General features: G+C 38.0%; 20 protein-coding genes and 1 riboswitch. Of the genes, 16 read left to right on the top strand and 4 right to left on the bottom strand.

Going from position 1 to position 24,366, the window contains the following annotated elements:
* Positions 1-25 precede the first annotated feature (25 nt).
* Positions 26-124: riboswitch (TPP riboswitch) on the bottom strand.
* 225 nt (positions 125-349) lie between these two features.
* The 5 genes from mbcS to PVA17_RS17395 all read left to right on the top strand — a co-directional run bounded on the left by mbcS (position 350) and on the right by PVA17_RS17395 (position 5,836).
* A complete protein-coding gene (gene mbcS, locus PVA17_RS17415; RefSeq protein WP_132357211.1) occupies positions 350-1,939 on the top strand; it encodes an acyl-CoA synthetase MbcS in 1,590 nt (529 codons plus the stop codon).
* 290 nt (positions 1,940-2,229) lie between these two features.
* The gene (gene sppA / locus PVA17_RS17410) at positions 2,230-3,243 is read left to right on the top strand and encodes a signal peptide peptidase SppA (protein WP_132357210.1); all 1,014 of its coding nucleotides are present in this window, start codon (positions 2,230-2,232) and stop codon (positions 3,241-3,243) included.
* Positions 3,244-3,255: 12 nt separating this feature from the next.
* Positions 3,256-3,873: an RDD family protein gene (locus PVA17_RS17405; RefSeq protein ID WP_274068412.1), complete on the top strand. Its 618-nt coding sequence runs from the start codon at positions 3,256-3,258 to the stop codon at positions 3,871-3,873.
* Between the two features lie 440 nt (positions 3,874-4,313).
* Positions 4,314-4,817, top strand: a complete 504-nt coding sequence (gene tpx / locus PVA17_RS17400; RefSeq protein ID WP_132357208.1) for a thiol peroxidase — start codon at positions 4,314-4,316, stop codon at positions 4,815-4,817.
* 89 nt (positions 4,818-4,906) lie between these two features.
* Entirely contained in the window at positions 4,907-5,836 is a 930-nt protein-coding gene (locus tag PVA17_RS17395; RefSeq protein WP_132357207.1) for a class I SAM-dependent methyltransferase, read from the top strand.
* A 240-nt stretch (positions 5,837-6,076) separates the two neighbouring features.
* On the opposite strand, the gene PVA17_RS17390 is transcribed toward PVA17_RS17395, so the two are convergent.
* A complete protein-coding gene (locus tag PVA17_RS17390) occupies positions 6,077-6,526 on the bottom strand; it encodes a universal stress protein (protein WP_049667487.1) in 450 nt (149 codons plus the stop codon).
* A gap of 379 nt (positions 6,527-6,905) precedes the next feature.
* On the opposite strand from PVA17_RS17390, the gene ald reads away from it, so the two are divergent.
* Positions 6,906-8,021, top strand: a complete 1,116-nt coding sequence (ald, locus tag PVA17_RS17385) for an alanine dehydrogenase (RefSeq protein ID WP_132357206.1) — start codon at positions 6,906-6,908, stop codon at positions 8,019-8,021.
* 523 nt (positions 8,022-8,544) lie between these two features.
* Here ald and PVA17_RS17380 read toward each other — a convergent pair.
* A complete protein-coding gene (locus tag PVA17_RS17380) occupies positions 8,545-9,633 on the bottom strand; it encodes a M24 family metallopeptidase (protein ID WP_274068411.1) in 1,089 nt (362 codons plus the stop codon).
* Positions 9,634-9,862: 229 nt separating this feature from the next.
* Here PVA17_RS17380 and PVA17_RS17375 point away from each other — a divergent pair, with 229 nt between their 5' ends.
* The gene (locus tag PVA17_RS17375) at positions 9,863-10,546 is read left to right on the top strand and encodes a metal-dependent hydrolase (protein WP_132357204.1); all 684 of its coding nucleotides are present in this window, start codon (positions 9,863-9,865) and stop codon (positions 10,544-10,546) included.
* A gap of 152 nt (positions 10,547-10,698) precedes the next feature.
* Positions 10,699-12,006 carry a DRTGG domain-containing protein gene (locus PVA17_RS17370; protein ID WP_132357203.1) on the top strand — a complete coding sequence of 436 codons (1,308 nt, stop codon included), beginning with the start codon at positions 10,699-10,701 and terminating at the stop codon, positions 12,004-12,006.
* A 211-nt stretch (positions 12,007-12,217) separates the two neighbouring features.
* On the opposite strand, the gene PVA17_RS17365 is transcribed toward PVA17_RS17370, so the two are convergent.
* A complete protein-coding gene (locus PVA17_RS17365; protein WP_132357202.1) occupies positions 12,218-12,523 on the bottom strand; it encodes a YtpI family protein in 306 nt (101 codons plus the stop codon).
* 90 nt (positions 12,524-12,613) lie between these two features.
* Here PVA17_RS17365 and PVA17_RS17360 point away from each other — a divergent pair, with 90 nt between their 5' ends.
* The 8 genes from PVA17_RS17360 to PVA17_RS17325 all read left to right on the top strand — a co-directional run bounded on the left by PVA17_RS17360 (position 12,614) and on the right by PVA17_RS17325 (position 23,426).
* Positions 12,614-13,555, top strand: a complete 942-nt coding sequence (locus PVA17_RS17360; RefSeq protein WP_132357201.1) for a DHH family phosphoesterase — start codon at positions 12,614-12,616, stop codon at positions 13,553-13,555.
* A gap of 47 nt (positions 13,556-13,602) precedes the next feature.
* Entirely contained in the window at positions 13,603-16,686 is a 3,084-nt protein-coding gene (gene dnaE, locus PVA17_RS17355) for a DNA polymerase III subunit alpha (protein ID WP_274068410.1), read from the top strand.
* Positions 16,687-16,956: 270 nt separating this feature from the next.
* Complete coding sequence (locus PVA17_RS17350; RefSeq protein ID WP_274068409.1) at positions 16,957-17,598, top strand: FadR/GntR family transcriptional regulator; 642 nt, start codon at positions 16,957-16,959, stop codon at positions 17,596-17,598.
* A gap of 21 nt (positions 17,599-17,619) precedes the next feature.
* Positions 17,620-18,468 (top strand): acetyl-CoA carboxylase, carboxyltransferase subunit beta, encoded by an 849-nt coding sequence (accD, locus tag PVA17_RS17345; RefSeq protein ID WP_132357198.1) that lies wholly within the window; start codon positions 17,620-17,622, stop codon positions 18,466-18,468.
* Entirely contained in the window at positions 18,461-19,417 is a 957-nt protein-coding gene (locus tag PVA17_RS17340; protein ID WP_132357197.1) for an acetyl-CoA carboxylase carboxyltransferase subunit alpha, read from the top strand. Before accD ends, PVA17_RS17340 begins: the two co-directional genes overlap by 8 nt.
* A 277-nt stretch (positions 19,418-19,694) precedes the next feature.
* On the top strand, positions 19,695-20,654 hold the full coding sequence (gene pfkA / locus PVA17_RS17335) for a 6-phosphofructokinase (RefSeq protein ID WP_132357196.1): 960 nt from the start codon (positions 19,695-19,697) through the stop codon (positions 20,652-20,654).
* A gap of 28 nt (positions 20,655-20,682) precedes the next feature.
* Positions 20,683-22,443, top strand: coding sequence for a pyruvate kinase (gene pyk / locus PVA17_RS17330; RefSeq protein WP_132357195.1), 1,761 nt, complete (start codon positions 20,683-20,685; stop codon positions 22,441-22,443).
* A 593-nt stretch (positions 22,444-23,036) separates the two neighbouring features.
* A complete protein-coding gene (locus PVA17_RS17325) occupies positions 23,037-23,426 on the top strand; it encodes an FxsA family protein (RefSeq protein WP_132357194.1) in 390 nt (129 codons plus the stop codon).
* Here PVA17_RS17325 and PVA17_RS17320 read toward each other — a convergent pair.
* Positions 23,410-24,366 (bottom strand): AI-2E family transporter (locus PVA17_RS17320; RefSeq protein ID WP_274068408.1); only part of this gene is annotated, 957 nt, incomplete at its 5' end. The genes PVA17_RS17325 and PVA17_RS17320 overlap by 17 nt on opposite strands.

Below are 24,366 nucleotides of genomic sequence, written 5' to 3'. Positions count from 1 at the left end.
ACACGCAAAAGAGCCTTTCATCAGTAAATAGATGTGAATTGCTCCCTACGTCAGTATTAACTAACAGGTTCAAAGGGTCAGGTTTTACCTTCTCAACTCTAATTGAGTCCCCCTGCAATCATGCTTTTAGTTGACCAAAATGTACCATATTATTCATTCGTGTTCAATAGGTCTTTTTTCTTCGCGAAAACAGCACTAATGCTATGTCAAAAATTGATAGTACTAATACGTGACTGATGCCATATAGCAGAGCATGATAGATGTCACGACTTTAATGAATTGGAGTGAATTCCATTGAAAATGATAAAAATTGAGTTTTATAATGAGCGTACAAAAGGGGGCATTTGCCATGAAAAGAGAAGATTTAATCGCACCAGAATGGTATAACATTTCAGATGAAATTGAAAAATATGCACAGGATTCTACTAAAAATGCATTATTAGTTTATAACGAAGATGAGGAAATTCAATACTTAACATATCGAGCTTTACTTGAAAAGGCAAATCAGGCAGCACATGTATTTACAACTCAAGGTTTAAAAAAAGGTGATGTTATGTTGGTTATGGTGCCAAGATCAGTTGAAGCGTATATCGTTTATATTGCTGCCTTAAAGGCAGGCTTAACGATTATACCTAGCTCAGAAATGCTAAGAACGAAGGATATTGAATATCGAATCAATCATGCCAATGCAAAAGGCGTTGTTGCATTTGAACCTTATATTGAACAATTTGATAATGTTGGAAATTTACAAGAAATACAGCAGTTTGTTATTGGTCAAGCACAGGAACCTTGGCAGCCATTGCTTGAAAAGATGCAAAATCAACCGACGACTTACATAAGTTCTACACCGACTAAGAGTACAGACATTGCATTTTTAGCTTATACGAGTGGTACAACAGGCAATCCAAAGGCAGCGGTTCATACACATAGCTGGGGTTATGCGCATTTGCGAACTACTGCACCAAATTGGTTAGGTGTACAAGAAGGTGACATTGTTTGGGCTACCGCAGCACCAGGTTGGCAAAAATGGATATGGAGTCCGTTCCTTGCTACTTTAGGAAGTGGAGCGACAGCATTTGTTTACAAAGGTCACTTCGATGCGGCAACCTACCTTTCATTGCTTGAGAAATTCAATATTAATATTCTGTGTTGCACACCGACCGAATACAGATTTATGGCAGGACTTGAAAATTTGCAAGACTTCAATTTAAGTACGATACGTCAGGCTGTGTCAGCCGGTGAACCTTTAAATAGTGAAGTGATAAAAGTATTTTCCGACGTCTTTAATGTACAAGTACGTGATGGTTATGGACAAACAGAGAATACATTACTTGTTGGAACAATGGTAGGGATGGAGGCTAGAATGGGCTCAATGGGCAGACCTACTCCAGGTAATACGGTTGAAATTATTAATGATTTTGGAAATCCTACTGTAATTGGAGAAGTAGGAGATATTGCTGTGCATTGTGAATCACCCGCGTTATTTAAGAAATATTTAAACGATCCAGAACGTACAAATTTACAATTCAGGGGCGAATGGTATATTACAGGAGATCGTGCATATAAAGATGAAGATGGCTATTTTTGGTTTGAAGGACGTGGAGATGATGTCATTATTTCGTCTGGGTATACGATAGGTCCATTTGAGGTAGAAGATGCGTTATTGAAGCATCCAGCAGTAAAAGAAACAGCCGTAGTTGCGAGTCCCGATGAAATTCGTGGAAATCTCGTGAAGGCATTTGTAGTGCTGACTGATGGAGTAGTGGGTGATGAAACGCTTATAAAAAAACTACAAAGCCATGTAAAAACTTTAACAGCTCCTTATAAATATCCTCGTGCTATTGAGTTTGTTACTGAGCTACCAAAGACTACATCAGGCAAAATTCGCCGTGTCGAATTACGTGAGCAAGAAAAAATCCAATATAGTAATCATCGTTAATTTCCTAGGAAATAATGTCGAAAATCAAAGTTCCTGCTTTTTTTATGAACTTTGATTTTTTTTTAATAGAAGATAATGTAGTATAGGTTGAATAAGCTGGATTGGTTAAATTTATTGCATAGTATTGGTTGGTTACTAAAAAATGGTATTTGCAAAACGTGTAATTAGTTTATAAGTGGATTGGAATGGTTAAAAGTATACCCCATGTTATGGTGCTAAGCATATTATTGCAATAAGTATGAAACAAATTTGGATATCAATCGTATAACGTTATGAGGAGGCGGAAAGATATGAATGGTAAAAGGTGGACCGCTTTAATAATTGCAGGTGTATTATTATTGTTTTCATTAGGGATCAACACAATTTTTGCAATTTTTAAATCGAATTTCTTTAGTAATTTTGATAGCTTGGTGGCGGGAAACGATTTAACTTTGATGGAAGAAGTTAAAGAAAGCGGCGAAATGGATAAACGTATTGCATACTTAAAGGTTGACGGTACGATTCAAGATGTTGGCTCAAGTACGTTTTGGGAACCAGTTTCTTATGATCATCAATTTTTCTTAGATCAATTAGAAAATATTTTAAATGATAAGACTGTGGAAGGTATCGTCTTAAGTGTTAATACACCAGGTGGCGGAGTAAAGGAATCAGCTGAAATCTATAAAAAACTCATGGAAATTAAAGAAGAGAGACAAATTCCAATCTATGTAACTATGGATTCGATGGCAGCTTCAGGTGGTTATTATATTTCAGCGCCTGCAGATAAAATATTTGCGCAACGTGATACAATTACAGGTTCGATTGGTGTCATTATGCAATCTATTAATTATCAGGCGTTAGCAGAAAAAGTTGGGATTAAATATGAAACGTTTAAATCTGGTGAACATAAAGATATGCTTAGCCCAATGCGTGAAGTAACACCAGAAGAGCGTGCTATGATGCAAGACATGATTAATGAAACATATCAGGAATTCGTTCATATTGTGGCAAAAGGTCGTAATATGTCTGAAGCTAATGTGAAAAAAGTTGCCGATGGTCGAATTCTTAGTGGTAAGAAGGCTCTGGAAGCGGGCTTAGTAGATGAGATTGGCGATGAGGAAGCAGCAATCACTGCAATGCGTAAAGACTTTAGTTTAGAGGATGCAGAATTATTTGAGTATTCATATGAGACGGGTGGTTGGCCATCATATGTTGGGATGAAGATTGGATCAATGTTTGGCCCTTCAGCAGAGGAAAAAATGTTGATGAAAATTATGGCAGATTATAAAGCGCCAAAAATGATGTACTTATATGGCGAAAACTAAGGAGGGAGTACAATGACAAACAATGATATTGTTATGCAAGGTTCACCCTCTATGGAGAATACGTTCCTAATAAATCAGCCAATTACGAATAAAAATTATGCGTTAAAAACGGCAGGCTTTTGGATACGTTTCTGGGCATTTTTATTAGATGGATTCGTTATTACAGCTATAGGTGGAATTCTCGTTAACCCAATTTTTTATTTAATGGATTGGTCATTATCTGAGACTGTATGGTATGCACCGATTTCGATTTTATCTGCTATTCTTTATTACAGTTATTTCGTATTAATGACGAAGTTTTTTGGGCAAACATTAGGGAAAATGATATTTGGATTGCGTGTTATTTCATTAAAGCATGATAAGCTGACTTGGTCAGATGTGTTATTCCGTGATTGGATAGGGCGTATCATCAATAGCATTTTCATGCCACTTTATATTCTTGTAGGCATTTTACCAAACAATCAAGGTCTACATGATTTTTTCGCGGATACAACAGTCGTTCATGAAAAAGTTTATGTTGAAAAAGATATTGTGCAATCATATTTGCCAATCACAGAGGAAAAGACTAAATCTGCACCTCTAGAGGAAAAACCAGAACCTGAAAAGCTGGAAAAACATAACGAAGAATAATGGCTTGAGCTGTCTCATTACGGTGAGACAGCTTTTTTTGTGATGGTAGAGGTGATTAATGATTAGTTCATTGGAGAAAAGTCCCGAAAGTTGGGATGACATTTAACGACTTCGTTCCGGCAGGGTGACTCCTTGGGAATTAGCAATAGAGGAAAATTTATCACGTTCTGTGATAACGTTTTCATTACTAACACCCTGCTGCTGCCGCTTCGCTGTCGCGCAAAAAACATTTCCTGCTCCAAGCGGCTCATCGCTTGTCGGAACGAAAATCAACCCTATATTATGGTGATGAGCTTGCAGAAATGGTGCAACCATAAGCAATTATGGTAGAACAGGTTCGAGAAAATTCTTTCAAAACTATTTTGATGAGCTGTCTCAGTTGCAATTAATTCCCTCCATTTAGTAATATTATGTACATATGAAGATTAGGAGGCGTTTATATGGCACAAGTAACATTTAAAAATGGCCCAGTAACACTTGTAGGTAACGAAGTAAAAGTTGGAGACAAAGCACCAGACTTTACTGTATTAGCGAATGATCTATCACCTGTTACATTAAAAGATTCAGAGGGGAAAATTCGTTTATTTAGCGTTGTACCATCATTAGATACTGGTGTTTGTGACGCACAAACACGTCGTTTTAATGAAGAAGCAGCAAAGTTAGGGGATAATGTAGTTATTTATACCGTATCTGTTGACCTTCCATTTGCTCAAAAACGTTGGTGTGGTGCAGCAGGCATTGATGCTGTTCAAACAGTTTCGGATCACCGTGATCTTTCATTTGGTGAAGCATACGGTGTCTACATCCAAGAATTACGCCTTCTAACGCGTGCAGTGTTTGTTGTGGATGCAAATGACAAAGTGACATATGTGGAATATGTTCCTGAAGCAACAAACCATCCAGACTATGAAGCGGCAATTGCAGCTGTCAAAGCACTAGCATAATTTATTGATATTAGGCTAAGATATTACTAGACAAAGGGGCTGTGACAAGTTTTTGTCACGGCTCTTTTCTGCTTGAAAGGAAGTTATGTATGGAAAATATCGAAAAGTTATTTGGTATGCTAAATGAACATGCTGAAAAAATAGAAAAAGAACATAATGTTACATTACTAGAGGGGATTTTAGATGGTTTAGAGGCATGGTTAGATGGGGAAGTTGACTTTTCACAAGACGGTGCTACAAAGGAAGATGTGCGCAAAGCAATTCAAATTGCTGTTTTAAAGGGGATGCGAAAAGGTTCTCAGCCGAATCACCAAATGACACCAGATACTCTTGGATTATTAGTTGGTTATTTTGTGGAGCAACTATTTGCAGAGCGACTAAAAACAGAAAAAATATCTATTTTAGATCCAGCAGTAGGTACAGGAAATTTACTATTAACAGTTATGAATTTATTAGACGGAAAAACGGAAGCTACAGGTGTAGAAGTTGATGAGTTACTTATTCGTATAGCTGCTGCTACAGCTGATTTGACAGAGCAGCCCGTTTCCCTATTCCGTCAAGATGCTTTACAAGATTTATTAGTAAATCCTGCAGATGCTGTTGTTTGTGATTTACCGGTCGGGTATTATCCGAATGAAGATGTCGCATTAGATTATGAACTATGCGCTTCAGAAGGAATGAGCTATGCACATCATTTATTTATTGAGCAGTCCATTAATTACACAAAGGATGGGGGCTACTTATTTTTCTTAGCACCAACCCATCTCTTCGAGTCTGAGCAGTCGAAACAACTGCATAAATACATTCAAAAGCATGCTTGGATTCAAGCGATTATTCAATTGCCGGATACAATGTTCGCCAATAAAGCACTTGAAAAGAGCATTGTCATTTTGCAAAAGCAAGGTAAGGAATTCAATGCTCCAAAAGAAGTATTATTAGCAAAAGTACCAAACATGCAAAATAAACAAGCTCTTGCTATGTTCTTCGAAAAAGTGAAGATGTGGCAAGAAGGGAAATAAGTATAAAAGGTATCCAAAATAGGATACCTTTTAGTTTGTCGCTAAAAGAATAAATATAAAATAGCTTTTACTTCGAGTCGCTGCAAAAACGAGAGGATTAATTTTGTTCCTCTGTTGCTAATCCCAAAGAAGTCGCCCAGTCTTCACGCCAATCACCCGCTGCACTTCTTAAAGTCATAAAGGTTTTTCAACAATAAGAAAAAGGTACCCAAAATAGGATACCTTTTATGTAAGACAAAATTAATTTTCAGGTGTACGGATTACAAGTACGTCACATTTAGCTGAGCGTACAATTGCTTCAGATACTGAACCGATTAGGAAGCGTTCTACTGCATTTAGACCAGTTGCACCACAGATGATTAAGTCTGCGTCTACAATTTTAGAAAGCTCTTTTGTAATGATATTTTTTGGTGAGCCGTATTCAATTACAAGGTTAACATTTGTTAAGCCTTCTTCTTCAGCTTGTTTTTTGTAACCATTTAATAGCTCTTCAGAGAATGCTTGTGCACGCTCAGCAATTGAACGATCATATGCTTCGATTGCAGCGAAAGAACGTGTGTCAATAACATTTACTAAATTTAATACAGCACCTTCATTACGTTTTGCTACATCAATCGATTTACGGAAAGCGTATTCAGCTTCCTTAGAACCGTCTACTGCGACTACAATGCTTTTATATTTATTAGCCATTTGAATTACCTCCCTGATTTGTATATGTTGATTATACCAAATGATTTTCTAAAGGAAATACTTTCCGTCATAAAAAATGTGAAGAAGTGAAGGCATTTACTTGCACAAAAAAATAAATAATACTATCAAAAAGCAATTTTTTTGTTACTTTCGAGGCATTCTACAGGAAATCTCATATCGACCAGAATAACTAATTACCAATATATTAATTGAAATGTTTACCTTTGTTAGAATATTAAAAATTTTATCTATTATTATTTTAATTAAAGCATTTTTTGTTTATGTTTGGTAATATGGAAGTGCAAGGGGTGCATCAATACATCGAAGAGTATGTAACAAAATGTGCTTATTTTTTAGGTAATGGAAGGGGACAGGGAAGATGAAGATTGGTATTCCAAAAGAAATTAAAAACAATGAAAACCGTGTAGCTATGACACCAGCAGGGGTTGTTACATTAACGAATGCAGGTCATGAAGTGTACATTGAATCTGGAGCAGGTTTAGGCTCAAGCTTTACAGATGCAGACTACGTTGCTGCAGGTGCTCATATTGTTGAGACAGCGAAAGAAGCATGGGCACAAGAAATGATTATGAAAGTAAAGGAGCCCGTAGCATCAGAATACGATTACTTCTATGAAGGTCAAATTTTATTTACTTATTTACATTTAGCGCCAGAGCTTGAATTAACGCAGGCACTTTTAAATAAAAAAGTTGTAGGCATTGCTTATGAAACAGTGCAATTAGCAAATGGATCCTTACCACTTTTAACACCAATGAGTGAGGTTGCTGGTAAAATGGCAACGCAAATTGGTGCACAATTCTTAGAGAAGAATCATGAAGGTAAAGGTATTTTATTAGGTGGTGTATCGGGTGTACCTCGCGGTAAAGTAACGGTAATCGGTGGCGGTATAGCTGGAACAAATGCGGCAAAAATTGCTGTAGGTATGGGTGCTGATGTAACGGTTATTGATTTAAGCCCAGAGCGTTTACGTCAATTAGAGGATTTGTTTGGCCGTGATGTTCAAACATTAATGTCGAATCCTTATAATATTGCAGAATCAGTGAAAAACTCAGATTTAGTAGTTGGGGCAGTTTTAATTCCTGGAGCTAAAGCACCAAAGCTTGTTTCTGAGGAAATGATTCAGTCAATGCAACCGGGTTCAGTAGTAGTCGATATCGCTATTGACCAAGGCGGAATTTTTGAGACATCTGATCGAGTGACGACACATGATGATCCAACTTATGTAAAACACGGAGTTGTACATTATGCGGTAGCAAATATGCCAGGAGCTGTACCACGTACATCAACAATTGCTTTAACAAATAATACAATTCCTTATGCGCTGCAAATTGCGAATAAAGGTTACAGACAAGCATGTGTTGAAAATGCTGCACTAAAACTAGGTGTTAATACTATAGAAGGACATCTTGTTTACAAGGCTGTTGCAGATTCTCAAGGTCTGCCATATGTAAATGTTGATGAATTAATTCAATAAGTAACATAACAAAAGGAAGCACTATGTTTAATGATGAGTGCTTCCTTTTGTATTGTTGAAGAACTATGGCTCCGTTCCGACTTAGGCCTTTGTAGCTGTCGCTTCGCTTTCGCTACAGGAAAGATTGTTGCTGCCGCTACGCTATCGCACAGTTAAAACATTTGTTGCTGCCGCTACGCTATCGCACAGAAACATCCGCTCCGGAAGGGTCTAGCTTTCCCACGGGAATAAATTAGAGTGCTATGCAAGAAGATACACACTATGTGAGATAGTTGATTGGAGTGGAGGCTGGGCGACTCCTTGGGGATCAGCGATAGAGGAACGAAGGCTAAAACCATCACATCCTGTGATAACGCCTTCGTGATCAACCTCGTGTTGGCCCGAGACCCTGCAGCGAAGCGGCTCATCGGACGCCCCCAGGAAAGCGCCCAGCTGGAACGGAAATCAACCCTTTGCGGAAGAGCTATACTTTATACTAAAAAAGGAAGCACCATGTCGGTTGCTTCCTTTTCCTTAAATAAACTTACAGTACAATCAAGTCTTTCGGGAATTTTGTAAGTATTTCTACGCCATCTTTTGTTACTACCACATCATCTTCAATGCGGACACCAGTCACATCGGATTTATAGATACCTGGTTCAATTGTGAAGACCATGCCTTCTTCCATAGTCATTTCATTAGCGCCTGTAACAGATGGGAATTCATGTACAGAAATGCCTAGTCCATGACCAAGTCGATGTGTGAAATATTCGCCATAGCCTGCGTCAGTGATAGTATCGCGAGCGATTTTATCTAAATCCATTGCGCGAACACCTGGTTTTACAGTTGCGATTGCATTTGTGTTAGCGGCTAATACTGTGTTGTAGATTTCCTTTTGTGCCTCACTAGGTTCACCAAAGGCAACCGTACGTGTAATGTCAGAACAATAACCGTCGTAAATTACGCCAAGGTCGAATAATATCATATCGCCTTTTTCTATTTTTCGAGCACCTGGTTTACCGTGTGGAGAGGCTGTTTTTGGACCGCTCAATACCATTGTTTCAAAGGACATCTTGCAGCCTTTATCCTGAATAGCGCTTTCGATCGCAGTTAAGATTTCCATTTCTGTTTTGCCTTCAGCAATTTCTTTACAGCCGATTTCAATAGCATAGTCTGCTAGTTCTGCAGCTTTACGTAATTTTTCTAATTCTGTTTCATCTTTAATTACTCGCATTGCATTGATTTTTTCGTCAAGACGAACAAAACTAGCCTGCGGGAATGATTGTTGTAGGGCCTCTAAACGCTCTACGATGAGCTGAGCTTTTTCAATAGCAAATGTTTGTGGGTTAATTTTACGAGCTTTAATAGCTTGGGCAAGAACTTCCATTGAATTTTCAGTATCTTGATGACCGATGACCTCATAAGGCCAACCTGCATCCTTCGCATCTGGGATTTCCATTTTTGGGCAAATTAAAAAAGGTTCTGCCTCTTTAAAAATCATCACGCCAAGTAATCTCTCATGCGGATTACTTTTAAAGCCTGAAACGTAAAAAACATTATCAGGTGTCGTTACGAAAGCGGCATCAATTTGGTTTTGTTGTAAATAGTTTTGAATTTCTTCAACCTTTAACATACACAGTTCCTCCTCTTAGTGCATTGAAAAAAATTTCAAGTGCTTGGCTAAATAATAGCCTCCCCAGCATGGGGCTTCAACGAAATGAATAATTGTTTCCTACAAGGTATACCTCTGTTAGGAAAGAATCTATTATTCTCTGTACTAGCATATCAAAAAAAGGGAAAAATCGCATGGATAGCGAATAAAAATGATGTAGCACAATATGTACTGCGGGGAGGAAACTTATATGGAAATTAGTTATCATGGACATTCAGTTGTTAAAATTCAATCAAATGGGAAAACAATATTAATAGATCCATTCATTAACGGGAATGGGCTAACAGATTTAAAGGTTGCTGATGAGGCTCCAGATATTATTTTACTTACACATGGCCATAATGATCATGTCGGTGATACAATCGAGCTTGCGAAGAAAAAAGATGCGCTTGTCATTGCACCGAATGAGCTAGCCAATTGGATTTCTTGGCAAGGAGTGAAAACGCATCCAATGCATATAGGGGGAGCTAAGGAATTTGATTTTGGTAAAGTGAAGTTCACGCAAGCGTTCCACGGTTCGTCATTTGTAACAGAAAATAATGAAATTATATATATGGGGATGCCTGCTGGAATTTTATTATTTATCGAAAACTTAACGATTTATCATGCAGGGGATACGGCTTTGTTTAGTGATATGAAATTAATAGGAGAACGCCATCCTATTGATATTGCATTTTTACCGATTGGTGATAATTTTACGATGGGCCCAGAGGATGCGGCTTGTGCAGTTTCATTTTTGAAGCCGAAAATTGTTGTACCAATTCATTATAATACATTCCCTCCAATCGAGCAGGATCCACAAAATTTTGCAGATTTAGTGCAAAATGCAGAGGTTCAAATTTTAAAAGTAGGTGAAAAAGTTAACTGTTCCTAATTTGTGACACTGCTGTACTATATGAGTTGGCACCACGTGCGTAGTTGAAACGATGGGAAAAGTAAAACAAATTATCATTTTATATTAAATATTTTAATAAAAAATATGGTACACTAAGAGCAGAATTTGATGCTTGAGAAATAGGTGATATTTTGTCTACAAAACATGAGAGAATTTTACAATACATCGAATCATTACCCGTAGGTGATAAAATTTCAGTACGTCAAATTGCAAAGGAAATGCAGGTGAGTGAAGGAACGGCATACCGTGCTATTAAAGAAGCGGAAAATCGCCGTTTAGTAAGCTCAATTGAACGTGTTGGAACAATTCGTATTGAGAAGAAAAAGAAAGAAAATATTGAGCGATTAACCTTCGCTGAAATAGTTAACATTATAGACGGCCAAGTTTTAGGTGGAAAAACAGGTCTACATAAAACGTTAACGAAATTTGTTATCGGTGCCATGCAATTAGAAGATATGATGCGTTATACAGATGCTGGAAGCTTGCTCATCGTTGGTAACCGTATAAAAGCACATGAAAATGCACTGCGAGCTGGTGCTGCTGTTTTAATTACAGGGGGCTTTGATACAACTGAGGAAAACAAGTTACTTGCAGATTCCTTGGACTTACCGATTATTTCAACAAGCTATGATACCTTTACCGTAGCAACAATGATTAACCGTGCAATTTATGACCAGTTAATCAAAAAAGATATTTTATTTATTGAAGATATTTATGTGCCGATGACGGATACTTCTGTTCTTCGAAATGATGAAACAATTCATCATTTCCAAAAGCTAAATGAACGAACAACTCATGGTGCATTTCCTGTTGTTACAGCAAACAATAAGCTTGTTGGGATGATTACCGTAAAAGACGTTATCGGTCGAGAAGAAACCGAGCTAATTGATAAGGTTATGACAAAAAATCCAATTGCTGGATCGATGAAAATGAGCGTTGCTTCTGCAGGACATCGTATGATTTGGGAAGGGATTGACCTATTACCAATTGTGGATGATGACAATATATTGCAAGGTGTGATTAGTCGACAAGATGTACTAAAAGCGCTTCAGCTTGCTCAAAGACAACCGCAGCATGGTGAAACGATTGATGATTTAGTGAAAAACGAGATGAAGGTACTTGGCGATGAAGAATTGATCGTAGAATTTAAAGTAACACCACAAATGACAAACCAATACGGTGCAATTTCTTATGGAGCATTCACAACTTTGTTAGCGGAAGTAGGGTCATTCGCATTAAAGCGCCGTAAACGCGGGGATGCAGTTGCCGAAAACATGACGATTTATTTCATTAAGCCTGTGCAAATGGAAAGTACACTTACTGTAAAGCCTCGAATATTAGATATGAGTCGTAAGTTTGTGAAAATGGACTTCGAAGTGTTTAATCAACAAATGCTTGTTGGGAAGGCTATGATGATGTTCCAACTACTGGAACGTTAAGAAAACGCAAAAAGGGATGGTCTAGGGTAAATGCTAGACCATCCCTTTCACTTCTTTCAGCGGGTGTCACGGAATCGGAGGGGAGTTATTAGTCTATCACAGCTAACTGACCTGCATCAGTGCCGCTCCCCCTACGTCGTACAAAAAACACCTGATGGCCTAATTACAAAGCCGATTCCAAACGTAATTATGCCGGTGCATAATTGATTATTTATTGGTTAATTCGGTACTCCTCGTCAACAAATTGACCGTAGTGGCGAACCCTTTTAATATTTTCTATAACAACAAAGATGCCTAAAACGATAAGAATTGCTACAATAATAAATGTATATAACCCAGGGAATAAATAGGCTTGGTTTAAACCAAATAAAAGGATAAATGCACCGAAACTTACATTGGCTTTGCTTTTGTACCAATTTTTAGCGATTGGTAATGAAGAACGAAACTGTTTTGTTTTAAAATAAAAATAAAAAACAAATGATATGATTATTGCAAATACAAATATTAAATTGAGCATAGTAAACCTCCTAGCATAACTAGTCATTATTGTAACGATAATTAGAGAAAAATGCTAACGGTTATTACTATCTATTTGGGGGAAATTAATTTGAAAAGACAAATCATCGACACAATTGCTTCATATGAAACAATCATTATCCATCGCCATGTGCGTCCAGATCCAGACGCATATGGATCTCAGCAAGGGTTAAAAGAGCTTATTTTAGCAAATTATCCGGAAAAGAAGGTTTTTGCTGTAGGTGAGCATGATGAATCTTTATCATTTTTAGCATATCCAGATTCCATTACGGATGATATATACGACGATGCTTTAGTTATAGTGACAGATACGGCTAATACTGAACGTGTTGACGATCAACGCTATACTAAAGGAAAAATGATGATAAAAATAGATCACCATCCAAATGATGATCCGTATGGTGATTTACTATGGGTGGATACGAATGCGAGCTCTTGTAGTGAAATGATTTATGAGCTTTTTGAGGAAGGGAAACAAGTAGCAAACTGGATTTTACCCGATGCCTCCGCTAGATTATTATTTGCTGGTATTGTAGGGGATACTGGACGTTTCCAATTCCCTAGCACGACCGTAAAAACGTTTAAAATTGCAGGAGAGCTTATTACATATAATTTTGATCGAAATCAAATTTTCGATGGAATGTATGAAATGGAGCAAAAGCTTTTAAATTTACAGGGCTATATTTATCAAAATTTCAAAATGGATGCGTATGGAGCAGCACATATCAAGCTGACAAAGGAATTGCTGGCAGAATTCAATGTTGTACCGTCAGAGGCGTCATTGTTAGTTGGCTGTCTGGGAAGTGTGAAAGGTATTTGTGCATGGGTGGTCTTCATTGAAGAGGTCGATCAAATTCGAGTGCGTTTACGTTCAAAAGGCCCTATCATTAACACTTTGGCGAAGGAATTTAACGGTGGAGGACACCCTCTTGCATCTGGGGCTACAGCCTACTCATGGGAAGAAGCAGAGCGTGTAATAACACGATTACAGGAAATTTGTAAGGCGTATTAATAAAGCGGTTGCTTTATTGACGTAAACTTAGAAAGGAAGGGATTCATTTGACACATGTATACACGAAAATGCATACGAGTGCGGATTTATTGAAAAGTACGATTCGTCTTGAACAATTGATCCCTTTTTTACAAGAGCAAAATACTCAGGCCTGTGCAATCGTCAATTCAAAATTGTACGGGCTTTTGCCTTTTTGTAAAGCATTGCAGCAAGCGAATATTCATGCTGTAATAGGGCTCACGATAAATGTACAGTGGCAAGAAAGAAAGGTTCCACTTGTGCTCTATGCTCAGACGCAAGAAGGCTACCAGCATCTTTTAAAGATTAGTAGTGCAGTTTCAATTCGGGAGGATGAGGCGCTTCCTTGGAAATGGCTTGAAGGATATGCAGCTGGCTGTGTGGCATTACTTTCTTCGGATAACTTAATAGAAATTGAGGATTGGACTGAAGTAGCAAGTGCTCTAAACAAGGTATTTGGTAACCGTTTATTTATGGGTATAGCAAGACCTGCAGGAATGATAGCAGAAAAAGAAGAAGCGTATGTAGCATGGTGTGAAACGATGAACATAACTGTAGTTGCCTCTCACAGCTGCTATTTTTTACGTCCAGAAGATCATTTTGCCTTTGAGGTTGCAAGAGCAATAGATTCAGGTGACAAGATTACCGATACAATGTTATCAGCTCAATTACAAGGTTATTTCGCTCCAACGAAAGAGGAATGGCAAAGTTGGTTTGCTGATTATCCAGAATGGCTTGAGTCTAGTGCAATGATGCTTGCTAGCTGTACGGCGGAAATTCCTGAAATGCATGTACAAATGCCTAAATTTCCTGTCCCAACAGGTGAAACAGCCGAAAGCCTACTTGTCAAAAAGGTTTTTGCAGGGTTGGTAGAACGTTTAAAGCAAACTGAAATTCCTCAAGTTTATCGGGAGCGACTTCAATATGAGCTTGAAATTATTTGTACAATGGGCTTTGCAGATTATTTTCTAATTGTTGCAGATTTCATGCAGTTTGCTAAAGAAAATCGTATTTTAACTGGTCCTGGTCGTGGTTCATCGGCGAGTTCTCTTGTTGCTTATAGCTTATCTATTACGCAAGTAGATCCGTTAGTTTATGGCTTATTATTTGAACGATTTTTAAACCCTGAACGTGTTACACTGCCAGATATAGATATCGATTTTGTCGACAGTAAAAGACAAAAAGTTATTCAATATGTCACTCAGAAATATGGCAAGGCAAATGTAGCGCAAATTATTACGTTTGGTACTTTATCTGCTAAGGCAGTTGCTAGAGATGTTGCTCGTGTTTTTGGTTTTGACGCTGAAACATTGGAGAAAATTTCAAAAATGATTCCGAATAAACCTGGGATAACATTGCAAAAAGCACTGACCGAATCACAAGGTTTACAAGGCTGGCTAGCCGAGGATGAAAAACATCGGCGCTGGTTTGAAGTGGCGTTAAAACTAGAAGGGTTGCCAAGAAATTCTTCTACTCACGCGGCTGGGATTGTGCTGTCGCCTTCACCATTAGTCAATACGATACCGATTGAAGAAGGCCATGATGGCGTATATTGTACGCAATGGCCGATGGGAGATGTAGAAGCTAGTGGGCTTGTCAAAATGGATTTTCTAGGATTGCGCAACCTGACAATTTTAGAGCAGATTCGTTGGTCGATTTATAAATCTGGCGGTCCTTGGATCGAGTTTGAGCTTATTCCCATGCAAGATGAAAAGACATTTCAACTTCTTCAAATGGGCGATACATTAGGAATTTTTCAATTAGAATCGGAAGGTATGAAGCAAGCTTTACGTGATATTCATCCAAATCATTTTTTAGATATAGTGGCAGTCAACGCGTTATATCGCCCTGGTCCAATGGATTTTATTCCTGTATATGCAAAACGAAAAGCAGGAAGGGAATCGGTTACTATGCTCCATCCAGCGTTAGAACCTATATTACGTGAGACGTTCGGTGTCATAATTTACCAAGAACAAATTATGCAAATTGCTTCGGTGCTGGCTGGTTTTACGATGGGACAAGCAGACTTACTGCGTCGGGCAGTAAGTAAGAAAAATCGTCAAGTATTAGAGGAGCAACGTGCCGCATTTGTAGAGGGAGCAATGAAGCAAGGCTTTGACGTTCATGTGGCAGAAGAAGTGTATGCATTAATTGTGCGCTTTGCAGACTATGGTTTCCCTAAAAGCCATGCTGTCGCATACAGCGTTATTTCCTACCAAATGGCTTATTTAAAAGCACATTTCCCACAAAGCTTTTATACAGCACTTTTATCAAATGCAACAGGAAATGTGGAGAAAATTCTACAGGTTGTGAGTGAGGCGAAAGAGAAAGGGATTCCATTTTATCCACCGTCATTAAAACAGAGTACAAAGTTTTTTATGGTTGAAAAGGATGGAATTCGCTATAGTTTATCAGGAATAAAGGGAGTGCCTCATACATTTATAGAGAAGGTAAATGCCTTACGCCAAACGAATGCAGAAGCATTTGATAATTTATTTGACTTAGCAGTTGCTTTAAGTGCGCAGCATTTTAAACCAAAAGTAATGGAATCTTTAATTTTTGCTGGAGCTCTTGATTATATAGGTAAAGATCGTGCTGTACTAATAGCTACATTGGAGGCAGCCTTAAAGCATGCTGAACTGCTAAGACCAACTGAAGATATTGATATCGAATCTGCTACTGCCTTTAGTTTTGGTAAGCCGAAGTATATGGAAGCGGAAGCGATGCCACAAAAGGAAAAATTACTTTATGAAAAGGAAAGTCTTGGTTTTTATATTTCTGCACATCCGGTCTCAGAGGAAAGAGCTTTTTGGAATGAAGTAAATAGTACGTGCCGAGAGTTGAAGCACGCTCGTGAGGGAACGTATGTAAAAATGATCGGCATAATAGAAGAAGTAAAAAAAATACGCACAAAAAAAGGTGAGCAAATGGCTTTTGTTCAGCTTCAGGATGAGTTTGGAACAGTATCTGTAACCTTATTCCCGCAAGTTTTCCATCTTGTTCAAGAGCTGTTACTAATAGACGAAATGCTTTACATTGAGGGAACTCTTGAAAGGCGCTTTGGTAAACCTCAAGTGAAAGTAAAACATGCGCAAACGACGAAAAGAATATGAAATTGAAGAAAAATTTAGAAACTGCATAATCTTTTATGCAGTTTTTTCTTTACTTTTTAATAATTATTTTGTAAGCTAGAGTCAATGTTGAAAAGTGGTCAGACCACTTTTGTTTTCATTCAGTAGCAGATTCCATCTTTTGAAGGTGGTGGGTTTCGTTTCTTTTCAATAGGTCTCCAAACACCTGCTGAATGAAGATAAAGCCTTTGGTATCTGTGTGACAGCTACAAATAATCTAAGGCAAAATTGATAGAACGAGGAGTTGATCGTATGGATAAAAAAACCGAACAAAAGAAAGTTTTTTTAGATATCGTCCAACAATTACGACAACTTATAAAATTAGAAAAAATACAGGCTGGTGAAAAGCTGCCTTCCGAACGAGTCCTTTCAGAACGTCTAGGTGTCGGGCGATCCTCCGTGAGAGAGGCATTGCGAAGCTTAGAATTGTTAGGTCTTATTGAAACGAAACATGGGGGAGGTACTTTCCTGGCTTCCTCACATAAACATCAGCTAGTGGAAATACTGTCGATGTTTATATTAGAAGATGAAAAATCGAAAAAGGATGTCGAATTAACGCGAGAAATTCATGAAAAGGAAGCTATTCGCGTAATAAGTTGTACAGAGACTCTGCGAACACTACCTGTGTGGGACAGTTTTTTTGTAAAGCTAGAGATAGAAAGCGCGATTAATTGTCGGGACGTTTTACGGGAAATAATAATCACGTCAGGAAATCGTCTTTCACTAAAAGTATGGTTTCAGTTAGCAGTTTATGACGGTGACCGATTAAATCGAAATTCAACAGAAGAAGAAAAATTAATCATTCAAACAATGTTGAAATCGATGCAGCTAGGATATGAAAAAGAAGCATTAAAAGCTTACGAGCAATGGATGAAGACTGTACGAAGTAATTAGACAACAAAGGGGGAGTCAAACATGGCAATTCGCAGCTTATTTACGAAAAAGAAAGAGGATGGACAAGAAAAGGGATTTCCAGAAGGACTTATGACAAAATGTCCAGAATGCCGTCACATTCAATTAACGAAGGAATTAGAAAAAAATAATAAAGTATGCTCGAAATGTGACCATCATTTCAAAATGACAGCACAGGAGCGCGTTGCATGCTTTTTAGATGAAGGTTCATTTGTTTCAATGGACGATCATTTACAAACAAGTAATCCGCTTAATTTCCCTGCTTATGTTGAAAAAATTTCAGCGGATCAACAAAAAACGGGATTAAATGAAGCTGTATTGACAGGAATAGGCACCCTTGATGGAGAAGAAATTGTAGTAGCAATTATGGATTCTCATTTCCGTATGGGTTCAATGGGCTCAGTTGTCGGAGAAAAAATTACACGTGCCATTGAAAAAGCTACTGAATTACGTGTACCGTTTATTATCTTTACTGCAAGTGGCGGAGCGCGCATGCAAGAAGGCGTACTATCATTAATGCAAATGGCAAAAACGAGTGTTGCATTAAAACGTCATAGTGATGAGGGTCTATTGTTTATTTCAATACTCACGCATCCTACAACAGGTGGCGTTTCTGCGAGCTTTGCCTCTGTTGGAGATATTAATATTGCGGAGCCACAAGCATTAATTGGCTTTGCTGGTCGTCGTGTAATTGAAGAAACAGTAAGAGAAAAACTACCAAGTGATTTCCAAACGGCAGAATTTTTACTAGCGCATGGTCAGCTTGATGCCATTTTCCATCGAAAAGATTTACGAAACCAAGTAGCAGTGCTTGTAAAAATGCATACGAAAGGCGGCGTGCAACATGTCTAAAAATTTAGCTTTTGAAGAACCAGTAGTACAATTACGTGAAAAAATTGATGAATTAAAAACGATTGCTACCGAAGCAGATGTAGATATGACAGGCGAAATCGAAAAGCTTGAAACACGTCTAACACAGCTTGAACAATCTATTTACGCCAATATGAAGCCATGGGATCGCGTACAGGTTGCTAGACATCCAGAACGACCAACAACTTTACAATATATAGAGGCTATGTGTGAAAACTTTATTGAGTTACATGGTGATCGTACATTTGGTGATGATGCAGCTATTCTTGGAGGAATTGCTTTTTTTGAGGGACAGCCGATAACAATTATTGGACATCAACGCGGAAAATCTACTAAAGAAAACATCCGTCGAAATTTCGGTATGCCACACCCTGAAGGATATCGTAAGGCATTACGCTTAATGAAACAGGCTGAGAAGTTTAAGCGTCCAATTATTTGTTTTATTGATACGAAAGGTGCTTATCCGGGTAAAGCAGCAGAAGAACGCGGTCAAAGTGAAGCGATTGCTAGAAATCTCGTCGAAATGGCGGGCTTAACAGTGCCGGTTATTTCTATCGTAATTGGGGAAGGCGGAAGCGGCGGTGCACTTGCATTAGGTGTAGCAAATCGTGTCTTTATGTTAGAGAACTCAACTTATTCGGTTATCTCGCCAGAAGGGGCTGCGTCGATTTTATGGCGTGATGGTAGCCTAGCGAAGCAAGCAGCAGAAGCAATGCGTATAACAGCACCTGATTTAAAAGAGCTTGGTGTTATTGATGGAATTATCCCTGAGATTACAGGTGGAGCACATCGCAATGTAGCGAAACAAGCACTTAATATAAAAGAATGTATAAGTGATACACTTAAAGCATTGAATTGTTTAAATGGCCAACAATTAATTGAAGATCGTTATGAGAAATTTAAAAAGATTGGACAATATACAGAAGCTTAAATTACAGTTTTAAGTTTTTGGATATGTAAATTTGCTCGAAAATAGTTAGAAATTATAATTCATATTCATAAAAAATAAGAGTGAATAGCACGAAAAAATATGTGAAATATATTGAACAAATGTTAAATTTCGGATATTTTTGAATAGAAAGAGTGTGTGAAAGCGCATTCTTTTTATTTTTTATGTAAAAGTTATGTTTTTCTAGCCTCAGAACCCTTACATAGTTTGTTTTTTCATGTTAATGTGAATAATAATAGTATCTGCAGGAGGTTCGACAATGAAAAAAATTGCCGTATTAACAAGTGGTGGAGATGCACCAGGAATGAATGCAGCCATTCGTGCAGTCGTTCGTAAAGCAGCATATCATGGAATTGATGTTGTCGGAATTAAGCATGGCTATGATGGCTTAATAAAGGGTAATATGGAAAATCTCGATTTAGGTTCAGTAGGTGGCATTATTCAACGTGGTGGTACCCATTTAAATTCAGCAAGATGTCCTGAATTTAAAGAAGACGCTGTTCAGCAGCGAGGCATTGATAATATGCGTGAAGCTGGCATTGAAGGACTAGTCGTTATTGGTGGAGATGGTTCGTACCGTGGAGCTATGGATTTAGTGAAAAAAGGCTTTCCTGTTGTAGGCGTACCGGGAACAATTGATAACGACGTACCTGGAACCGAGTATACTATAGGATTCGATACTGCACTAAATACAGTCGTGGAATCGATTGATAAAATCCGAGATACAGCAACTTCCCATGAAAATTCCTTTATAGTTGAGGTAATGGGGCGAGATGCAGGGGACATTGCTTTATGGGCAGGTCTTGCAGCTGGTGCTGAAACAGTTCTAATTCCAGAAGAAGATTATAATTTGGATGACATTGTGGCACGCTTAGACCGTGGTGCAGCTCGCGGGAAAAAGCATAGCATTATTATCGTCGCTGAAGGTGTCATGTCTGGTAACGAATTGGCGAAGCTTTTATATGAAAAAACAGGAAAAGAAACGCGTGTTTCTGTTCTTGGACATATCCAACGTGGCGGTTCACCTACTGCGCGTGATCGTGTTTTAGCGAGTCAATTTGGTGCACATGCAGTTGAATTGCTGATGGAAGGAAAATCTGGCAGGGCGGTAGGTATCCGCAATCATCAAGTTATTGACTACGATATGCCTGAGGCTTTCGAAAAAAATCATGAGGCAGATGTAAGTTTATATACTTTAATGAAAGAACTATCAATATAATTTGTCATAAAAACGGAGTGGGCAGAAAATGAGAAAAACAAAAATCGTATGTACAATTGGTCCGGCAAGTGAGTCACCAGAAGTTTTAGAGAAACTAATTGAAGCAGGTATGAATGTAGCCCGCTTAAACTTTTCACATGGTTCTCATGAGGAGCATGAAGTACGTATTAATTTAATTCGCGAAGTAGCACAAAAACTTGGGAAACCAGTTGGGATTTTACTCGACACAAAAGGTCCAGAAATTCGTACGCATAATATGAAAAACGGAGAATTGCATTTAGCAGCAGGGCAAGTAATTGATATTTCAATGACTGAAGTTGAAGGAACTGAGTCAAGCTTCTCTGTAACGTACGATCGTTTAATCGAGGACGTAGAGCAAAACTCCATTATTTTATTAGATGATGGACTTATTCAATTACGTGTATTAGCAAAAGATATGGAAAAAGGACTTATTCATACGATTGTTGAAAATGCAGGTATCTTAAAAAATAAAAAGGGTGTTAACGTGCCGGGCGTTTCTGTACAGCTTCCTGGAATTACAGAAAAAGATGCACAGGACATTTTATTCGGTATTAAACAAGGTGTTGATTTTATTGCAGCCTCGTTCGTTCGTCGAGCAAAGGATGTACTAGAAATTCGAGAATTACTTGAACAAAATGGTGGTAACCATATTCAAATTATCCCGAAAATCGAAAACCAAGAGGGTGTCGATAATATCGATGAAATCATCTTAGTTTCAGATGGATTAATGGTAGCGCGTGGTGACCTAGGGGTAGAAATTCCAGCAGAAGAAGTACCACTTGTACAAAAGAAATTAATTTTAAAATGTAATCAAGTAGGTAAACCAGTTATTACAGCTACACAAATGTTAGATTCGATGCAGCGTAATCCACGTCCAACTCGAGCAGAGGCTAGTGACGTAGCAAACGCAATTATCGATGGTACAGATGCAATTATGTTGTCTGGTGAAACGGCAGCAGGGCTTTATCCAGTAGAGTCCGTACAAACAATGAATAAAATCGCACAGCGTACAGAAAATTCATTAGATTATAAGGCAATCGTCTCTACACGTAGTCGTGAAAAAGAGGCAAACATGACTGAGGCGATTTCTCAGGCAGTAGCATACACTTCGATTAACTTAGGTGTGAAGGCAGTACTAGCACCAACAGAAAGTGGTAACACAGCTAGAATGATTGCAAAATATCGTCCTGGTGTACCGATTGTCGCTGTGACAGGTTCTGCTAATACAGCTCACGCATTAACATTAGTTTGGGGTGTGAACCCAGTTGTATGTCAACGAGTTACGACAACAGATGAAATTTTAGAACTAGCTGTTGATGAAAGCTTGAAGCATGGTTTCGTAACGCATGGTGATGCTGTTGTCATTACGGCAGGTGTACCAGTTGGTGAAGCAGGTACTACTAACTTAATGAAGGTACACATTATCGGAGATTTATTAGCTCGTGGTCAAGGAATTGGTAAAGCTTCAGTAGTAGGCAAAACAGTTGTTGCCAAAAATGCTGCAGAGGCACTAGCATATGATACAGACGGATGCATTTTAGTAACAGTTGGCTCAGATCGTGATATGATGCCAGCACTTGAAAATTGTATTGGTTTGATTACAGAGGAGGGCGGGCTAACAAGTCATGCAGCGGTTGTAGGACTTAGCCTTGGTATCCCTGTTATCGTCGGAGTAAAAGAAGCGACTACATTGATTCGCCACGGTCAAGAAATTACAATGGATGCTGAAACAGGCGTTATTTACAAAGGGCATGCAAGTGTTCTTTAATCTATAAGATAAAGCTCTAGTGCAACTATTTGCACTAGAGCTTTTCTTATAGTAAAGAAGTAAATAGCATTTTGCGTTTTTTCACCGAAATCTAGGAATGACATTTTGTTAGAAATATGTCGTGTGTATAAGTTGATTGGAGTGGAGGCTGGGCGACTCCTTGGGGATGAGCAATAGAGGAACGAAGGCTAAAAGCATCACATCCTGTGATAACGCCTTCGTGCAACATCGTGCTGCTGTCGCTACGTTGCACTCACGCTTTCGCGCAAAAAACATCTGTTGGCCCGAGACCCTGGAGCGCAGCGAATGTTTTCTGTGCGAAAGCGAAGCGTCAGCAACAAATGTTTTCTGTAGCGTCAGCAACAAAGCGCCCAGCCGGAACGGAAATCAACCCCACGTTATGGTGATGGGCTAATTTTGCCTAGTTTAAACTTACTTTACTAAATAAAAATTCCTCTCATGGAATGAGATTTACTATAAAAAGAATAACGTCATCGTCTCCTTAAATTGGACCCATTATTTTTTAAATGAAACTTAATGGGCTATAATAACGTATAAAAGGTATAGTCTTTTCAACTAGAAAGGAGAAAAATATGAGAAAAGTACTTCTTGGTTTCATTGTCTATGGATTAGCCGAGTTGGCGTTATTAATAGTAATTGGTCAAAATATTGGTGTTCTAAATACATTATTGCTTATAGTCGCTACGAGTATTATAGGTATTTATATAGTGAAAAATAAAGGTATGAATTCTGTACAAAAGGTAAAAAATACGATAGCACGCGGAGAAGCTCCAGGGCCAGCATTAGTTGACACAGTTTTAAATTTCAGTGGTGGTGTACTTCTAGCATTACCGGGTTTTATAACTGATCTTGTTGGTTTATTATTACTTATGCCTTTTTCTCGTAAAATGTTCCAGCCAATCTTTTATTATTGGATGCGGAAAAAAATGAAAAAAGGTCAATTTATCATCGTTCAAAAATAGCATTATCTTTTAGTTTAACCGCTAAAAATAAAAATATAGGGCTCAGTAAAATGCCGTAAAAACCAAATAATAAAATAGAGGCAGCACTGATGAAAAAAGTATGGAATGTACGTAATTGTAATGTATTTGACCAAAGCATGGATTCAGCTAGCTGCCTTGTTAATTGAACGAAGAGATACAAAAGTAAAATAGCTGCACATAAAAAGGTATTGCCTTTTAAGTAAAAATAAACGCTCATGGGTACAAGGAATACGCCAATCCCGAAGAACGGAAGTACATCTGCAAATGCAACTATAAAAGCTTTAATGATGGCTTGTTCAAATTGGAGAATCATAAATCCCGCACAAAGAATGAGCAGTGTAATTGTGAATAGCTGAAACTCTACGTACAAAAAGTAATGAAATAGCTGCATTATTTTAGAAAAATGCTTTTGCCATTCATTGCGGAATTTTTTTGGCACATATTGAAAAAACCAATAGCGGGATTTGCGTGTTTCCAATAGGGCGAAATAGTAAGCAACAAGGAATATAAATACTTCAATTACATGCTTCATGAATAGTTGGAAAATATTAGCCGTGTATAAAAAGATTGAATCGAAAATAGAAAGCGATTTTTCCTTTAAAACTTGGATGAACATTGATTCATATTCATTGAAAAGCGGGAAATTTTGTAATGTATTTCTTATTTCAGGGAAGACAAGAATAATACTGTTTATCGATATGATAACGAGAAGAAAAACGCAAGCTAGTATAAGTGCTTCCACAATAATTGCTGCAAGCCAATAGGTAATTCTACAATAAGAGTGAAGAAATTTTATGACAGGATAAGTAGAAAATGACAAAAAAATCGCGAGTGATACAGGTAATACAAACCACAATATTACCAAATAGAATATAAAAAATAAAACACTTATAGTTCTTTCGTATGAAAAATATTTAAT

This window comes from Lysinibacillus sp. CNPSo 3705, assembly GCF_028674935.1.
Lineage (GTDB): Bacteria > Bacillota > Bacilli > Bacillales_A > Planococcaceae > Lysinibacillus.
This window is presented reverse-complemented; position numbering and strand designations above follow the sequence as displayed.